The 4841-nt window shown below is 68.1% G+C and carries 5 protein-coding genes; 3 read left to right on the top strand and 2 right to left on the bottom strand.

Going from position 1 to position 4841, the window contains the following annotated elements; genetic code table 11:
* Window positions 1-224: 224 nt before the first annotated feature.
* Window positions 225-1025 (bottom strand): phytanoyl-CoA dioxygenase family protein, encoded by an 801-nt coding sequence (locus tag AC0IW9_RS30050; RefSeq protein WP_471651976.1) that lies wholly within the window; start codon window positions 1023-1025, stop codon window positions 225-227.
* A 118-nt stretch (window positions 1026-1143) separates the two neighbouring features.
* Here AC0IW9_RS30050 and AC0IW9_RS30045 point away from each other — a divergent pair, with 118 nt between their 5' ends.
* Window positions 1144-2139, top strand: a complete 996-nt coding sequence (locus tag AC0IW9_RS30045; protein ID WP_471651975.1) for a Bug family tripartite tricarboxylate transporter substrate binding protein — start codon at window positions 1144-1146, stop codon at window positions 2137-2139.
* On the opposite strand, the gene metF is transcribed toward AC0IW9_RS30045, so the two are convergent.
* Window positions 2140-3081, bottom strand: coding sequence for a methylenetetrahydrofolate reductase [NAD(P)H] (gene metF, locus AC0IW9_RS30040; RefSeq protein WP_471651974.1), 942 nt, complete (start codon window positions 3079-3081; stop codon window positions 2140-2142).
* A 201-nt stretch (window positions 3082-3282) separates the two neighbouring features.
* Between metF and AC0IW9_RS30035 the strand changes: the two genes are divergently transcribed.
* Together AC0IW9_RS30035 and AC0IW9_RS30030 are read left to right on the top strand one after the other, a co-directional pair.
* Complete coding sequence (locus tag AC0IW9_RS30035) at window positions 3283-4107, top strand: MlaA family lipoprotein (RefSeq protein ID WP_471651973.1); 825 nt, start codon at window positions 3283-3285, stop codon at window positions 4105-4107.
* 26 nt (window positions 4108-4133) lie between these two features.
* Window positions 4134-4772 (top strand): MlaC/ttg2D family ABC transporter substrate-binding protein, encoded by a 639-nt coding sequence (locus tag AC0IW9_RS30030; RefSeq protein ID WP_471651972.1) that lies wholly within the window; start codon window positions 4134-4136, stop codon window positions 4770-4772.
* The last annotated feature ends 69 nt before the right edge of the window (window positions 4773-4841 follow it).

Raw genomic sequence — 4841 nt, 5'->3', positions numbered from 1 at the left:
GGGGTGGGGAGTGGTGCTGACACGGGGCGAGATATAGAACAGCCTGCGAACTCCTCCAACCGGTTGGCGGCCCCTGCCCTTCATCCCCGTCGTCGCCTGCTGTGCTTGGCACGGCGTCAGGTTGCTGGCCCTCAGCCCTTCGGTGGCGTCGCCCGCCCGCTGATCCCCCTCGCCATCACCCGGGCGGTGGGGCTCGATGGCCGGCTAGCGGCGCCGGCTACCGGTCATTCCGCCGCCTGCCGATAGGCCCGGGCATAATCCGTCAGGGCCACATCCGCCACCGGCCGGATCGGGGTGAAGTCCTGGTGGGCGATCCACTCCGCCCGGGTGGGCTTGCGGATGTAGTTCGAGACGGCATTCAGGGTCAGGTAGACGATCTTCCGCGGGTAAGGCGTGATGTTCGGCGCGGAGCCATGCACCAGATTGCCATGAAACAGCAGCACGCCGCCCGGCTTCCCCGTCGGGGCGACGATGCCGCCTTCGGCCACCAGCTTCGTCACCACCTCGTCGTCCAGCGTCCAGAGCGGGTAGGAGGTGGTGGAGGTATCGTGCCCCGCCGCCAGCGTGCCGTGCTTCTGGCTGCGCGGGATCAGCATCAGCGGCCCGTTGATCGGCATGACCTCATCGAGGAAGACGGCGATGTTCATCGCCCGGGGCTCCGGCATGCCGTCGTCGCGGGCCCAGGTGCCGTAGTCCTGGTGCCATTGCCAGACATCGCCGGTGAAGGCCGCCTTCGCGTTGATCTTGAACTGGTGCATGTAGAGCTGCTCGCCGAAGAGCTGCTCCACCGGACCGATCAGCCGGGGATGCGCGCCGAGCAGGCGGAAGGCCTCGTTGAAGGTATGCGCGGCGAAGGCGGTGCGGGGCGCGCCGGATTTCTCGCGCCAGATCTCGGGGCGGTTCGCGGCGTAGATCGCCTCGGCCTCCCGCGCCAGGACGGCAACTTCCTCCGGGGTGAAGGCCTCGGGCAGAAAAAGCCAGCCATCCTCGTGGAATTGGCGGGTCTGGTCGGCGTTCAACTGCATCGCCTGTTTCCTCCGTCTTGTCGTTGAGCCGAGTGTAGGCTGCCCGCCCATCGCATCTCAAAGCCTTTCCGACCCCTGCGGCTCGGGTGCAGGATGGGGCAAAAGCGAGGGAGGTCCCATGATGCCGCATCTGTTCCGCCGCCGGTCACTGCTGGGCGCGGCTGCGGCCTTGCCAGGGCTGGCCCTGCCGGGCCTGGTGCGGGCGCAGGCGGCCGGCCCCTATCCCAACCGACCCATCCGCATCGTGGTGAGCTGGCCGCCCGGCGGTGGCGCCGATATCCCGATGCGCCTCGCCGCCCCGGCCATGCAGCAACTCCTCGGGCAGCCGATCGTGCTGGAGAACCGGGCCGGCGCCAGCGGCTCGGTCGGGGCAGGCGTGGTCGCCCAGGCGGCACCCGATGGCTATACCGCCCTGGCCGATACCGCCGCCGGCGCCGTGAACCACCTGCTGATCCCCGGCCTGCCCTATGACTTCGCCACCACCCTGGCGCCGGTCAGCCAGATGGTGAAATCGCCGCTGATCTGCGTGGTGCGGGCCGACCATCCGGCCAAGGACCTGCCGGCGCTGCTGGCCCGGCTGAAGGCCTCGCCGGGGCAGATCCCCTATGCCTCCTCCGGCACCGGCACGGCGACCCACCTGGCTCCGGCGCTGCTGCTGCGCCAGGCGGGGGTGACGGCGAACCATGTGTCCTACCGGGGCGGGGCCGCCTCGATTGCCGGGATCCTGGCCGGGGATGCGGAATTCGTCTTCTCCACCCTGCCCCAGGCGACGCCGCTGGTGGTGGAAGGACGCCTGCGCGGCCTCGCCGTCAGCACCATCGACCGCATCGCCAGCCTGCCCCAGGTGCCGACCGTGGCGGAACAGGGCTACCCCGGTTTCGATGTCTACGACTGGCTGGGCTTCTATGTGCCGATGGGCACCCCGGCGCCGGTGATCGCCAAACTGCAGGAGGCCGCTGCCGCCGGCATGCGGGATCCGGTGGCGGTGAAGCGCCTGGGCGAGATCGGCATGATCCCGGTCGGCAATTCCACCGCGGAGTTCCAGGCCTTCTTCACGGACCAGCGCAACCGCATGAGTGCGCTGATCCATGCCGAAGGCATCCGGGTGGAGTAGCTAGGCCTTCTGCCCCAGGCCCGGCCGCGCGCCCAGGATATGGGCGATGGCATAGACCAGGTCGGGCCGGTTCAGGGTGTAGAAGTGGAACTCATCCACCCCATTCGCCTGCAGCAGCCGCACCTGTTCCGCCGCCAGCACGACCGAGACCATTCGCCGGGTCTCGGGGTCGTCGTCCAGCCCCTCGAACAGCCGCCCCATCCAGTCCGGCACCCCGGCACCGCACATGGCGGAGAATTTCTTCATCTGGGTGAAGTTGGAAACCGGCATGATGCCCGGGACGATGGGCGTGGTGATGCCCGCGGCCGCGCAGCGGTCGAGGAAGCGGAGGTAGACATCGGTATCGAAGAAGTACTGCGTGATCGCCCGGGTCGCCCCGGCATCGATCTTGCGCTTCAGGTTGTCCAGGTCATGGTCGGCGTTCAAGGCCGTGGGGTGGGTTTCCGGATAGGCGGCGACGCTGATCTCGAAGGGGGCGACCTTGGCCAGCCCGGCGACCAGATCCGCCGCATAGGCATAGCCGTCCGGATGCGGCTCGTAGCGCTCAGCCCCAGCAGGTGCATCGCCGCGCAGCGCCACGATATGCCGGACCCCGGCATCCCAGTAGCTCCGCGCGACCTCATCGACCTCCGCGCGGGAAGCCCCGACGCAGGTCAGATGCGCCGCCGGCGTCAGGCTCGTCTCGCGCACCAGCCGTGCGACGGTTGCATGGGTCCGTGCCTGAGTCGTCCCCCCGGCCCCATAGGTCACCGAGACGAATTGCGGTGCCAATGGCTCCAGCCGGCGGATGCAGGACCAGAGCTGGGCTTCCAGCGCGTCGTTTTTCGGCGGGAAGAACTCGAAAGACAGTTGCGGGACGGGCAGTTCGGCGAAATTCGGCAAGCCGCCGAAACGGGGGCCGGTCAGCCAACGTTGCAACGTGCCGGGAAGGGTCTGGTCCATGCGTCTTATTTGCCTATGCAGGGTCACGTTCGCAAGCGTTGCGGTCGGATACAGTTTCGGGCGTTACGGGACACTGCCATTCGGTGCTATGGCCACATCCATCCCAGGGTCGCACCGGGTCATGCAGGGCTGAATCGCCCTCGCCGGTTCCCGCATTCAACTGCGACTTTCCCATCATGACGCAAGAGGTTCACGTCACCGATGCGCCAGCCGATCCGCCCCACCCTGTCGCTGGCGCGCGCTGCATGCGCCCTGCCACTGCTTGCCACCTTGCTCCTCGCGGGCTGCGCCACCCGGCCACCCGCCTCCGATCCGGAGGCCCTGGCCGAATACGAGCAGACCAATGACCCGGCGGAGCCCACCAACCGCCGGCTCTATGCCATCCACCAGGGCATCGACACCTATGTGCTGCGTCCGGTCGCCGTCGGCTATCGCGCCGTGGTACCGGGCCCGGTCCGCACCGGCGTGCGCAACGTCCTCGGCAACCTCCGCACCCCGGTGATCCTTGCCAACGACATGCTCCAGGGCGAGCCGCGCCGCGCCGGCGATACGCTGGGCCGCTTCCTCATCAACTCGACCCTCGGCATCGGCGGCATCTTCGACGTCGCCGCCAGCCAGTTCGGCGTCGCCGGTCATGCCGAGGACTATGGCCAGACCCTGGCACGCTGGGGCGTAAGCGAGGGGCCCTATATCTTCATCCCGGTGCTCGGCCCTTCGAACCCGCGCGACCTGGTCGGCTTCGGCCTCGGCATCGTCGCCGATCCGCTGACCTGGTTCGGCCAGGGCGCGGTGGTGAATGGCCTGACCTATGGCCGCACCGGGGCCACCGTGGTGGATACCCGCGAAGGCTTGATCGAACCGTTGGATGATCTGGAGCGTAGTTCGCTCGACAGCTACGCCACCTTGCGCAGCGTCTACCGCCAGCGCCGTGCCGTCGAGATCAGCAATGACCCGACGCGGTCGACCCCGTCCTCTGCCGGCAGCACCGGCTTCGGGGTTGGTGCCGGCCCGACGCAACAACGCTGATACGCTTGCCAGGAAGACCGACCAGCATGCACGACATCAATCGCCGCGGCCTGTTCGGGGCCGCCATCATCCTGACCGCCGGTGCCGCTGGCCGGCAGGCAGCGGCGCAGACCGACATCGGCCGCGCCTCCGCCTTCATCCAGACCACGGGCCAGCAGCTCGTCGCCGCCATCAACGACCAGGCACACGATCTGGCTGCCCGCCGGCAAAAGGTCTCGGCCGTATTGCGCCAGGCCGTCGACATCGAGGGCGTCGGCCGCTTCATCATCGGCCGCTGGTGGCGCACCGCCTCGCCGCAGGAGCAGCAGGAATACCTCAAGCTCTTCGAGGAGACGCTGATCCGCAATCTCTCGGCGCGGTTCGGCGAATATCAGGGCGTGCGCTTCTCGCTCGGCCGTACCCAGCAGCGGACCGAGGACGATGTCCTGGTGAATACCGTCATCGAGCGTCCGAACAGCGCCGCCTTTTCGCTCGACTGGCGCGTCGGCGATATCAACGGCCAGCCGAAGGTCGTCGATGTGATCGCCGAGGGGACGTCGCTCCGCCTGACCCAGCGCAGCGAGTATTCCAGCGTGATCCAGCGCAACAACGGCCAGATCGCCGCCCTGCTCCAGGCGATGCGTGGCCAGATCCAGCAGCTGGCGGCCCGCGAACAAGGCCGCTAGAGCGTTTTCCTATCAGTCTGCGTCATAGCCTGCGGCGGTAAAGTAGTTAGTGCACTCGGTTGGGGTGAA

It is taken from the genome of Belnapia sp. AC561, from assembly GCF_979252845.1.
The sequence above is the reverse complement of the archived record's forward strand: the minus strand, read 5'-3'. Positions and strand labels throughout refer to the sequence as shown.

Bases quoted from the DNA above. Each gene is read 5' to 3' on its own strand.
- AC0IW9_RS30050 (WP_471651976.1), bottom strand. From the start codon at position 1,025: ATGCAGTTGAACGCCGACCAGACCCGCCAATTCCACGAGGATGGCTGG.
- AC0IW9_RS30045 (WP_471651975.1), top strand. From the start codon at position 1,144: ATGATGCCGCATCTGTTCCGCCGCCGGTCACTGCTGGGCGCGGCTGCG.
- metF (WP_471651974.1), bottom strand. From the start codon at position 3,081: ATGGACCAGACCCTTCCCGGCACGTTGCAACGTTGGCTGACCGGCCCC.
- AC0IW9_RS30035 (WP_471651973.1), top strand. From the start codon at position 3,283: ATGCGCCAGCCGATCCGCCCCACCCTGTCGCTGGCGCGCGCTGCATGC.
- AC0IW9_RS30030 (WP_471651972.1), top strand. From the start codon at position 4,134: ATGCACGACATCAATCGCCGCGGCCTGTTCGGGGCCGCCATCATCCTG.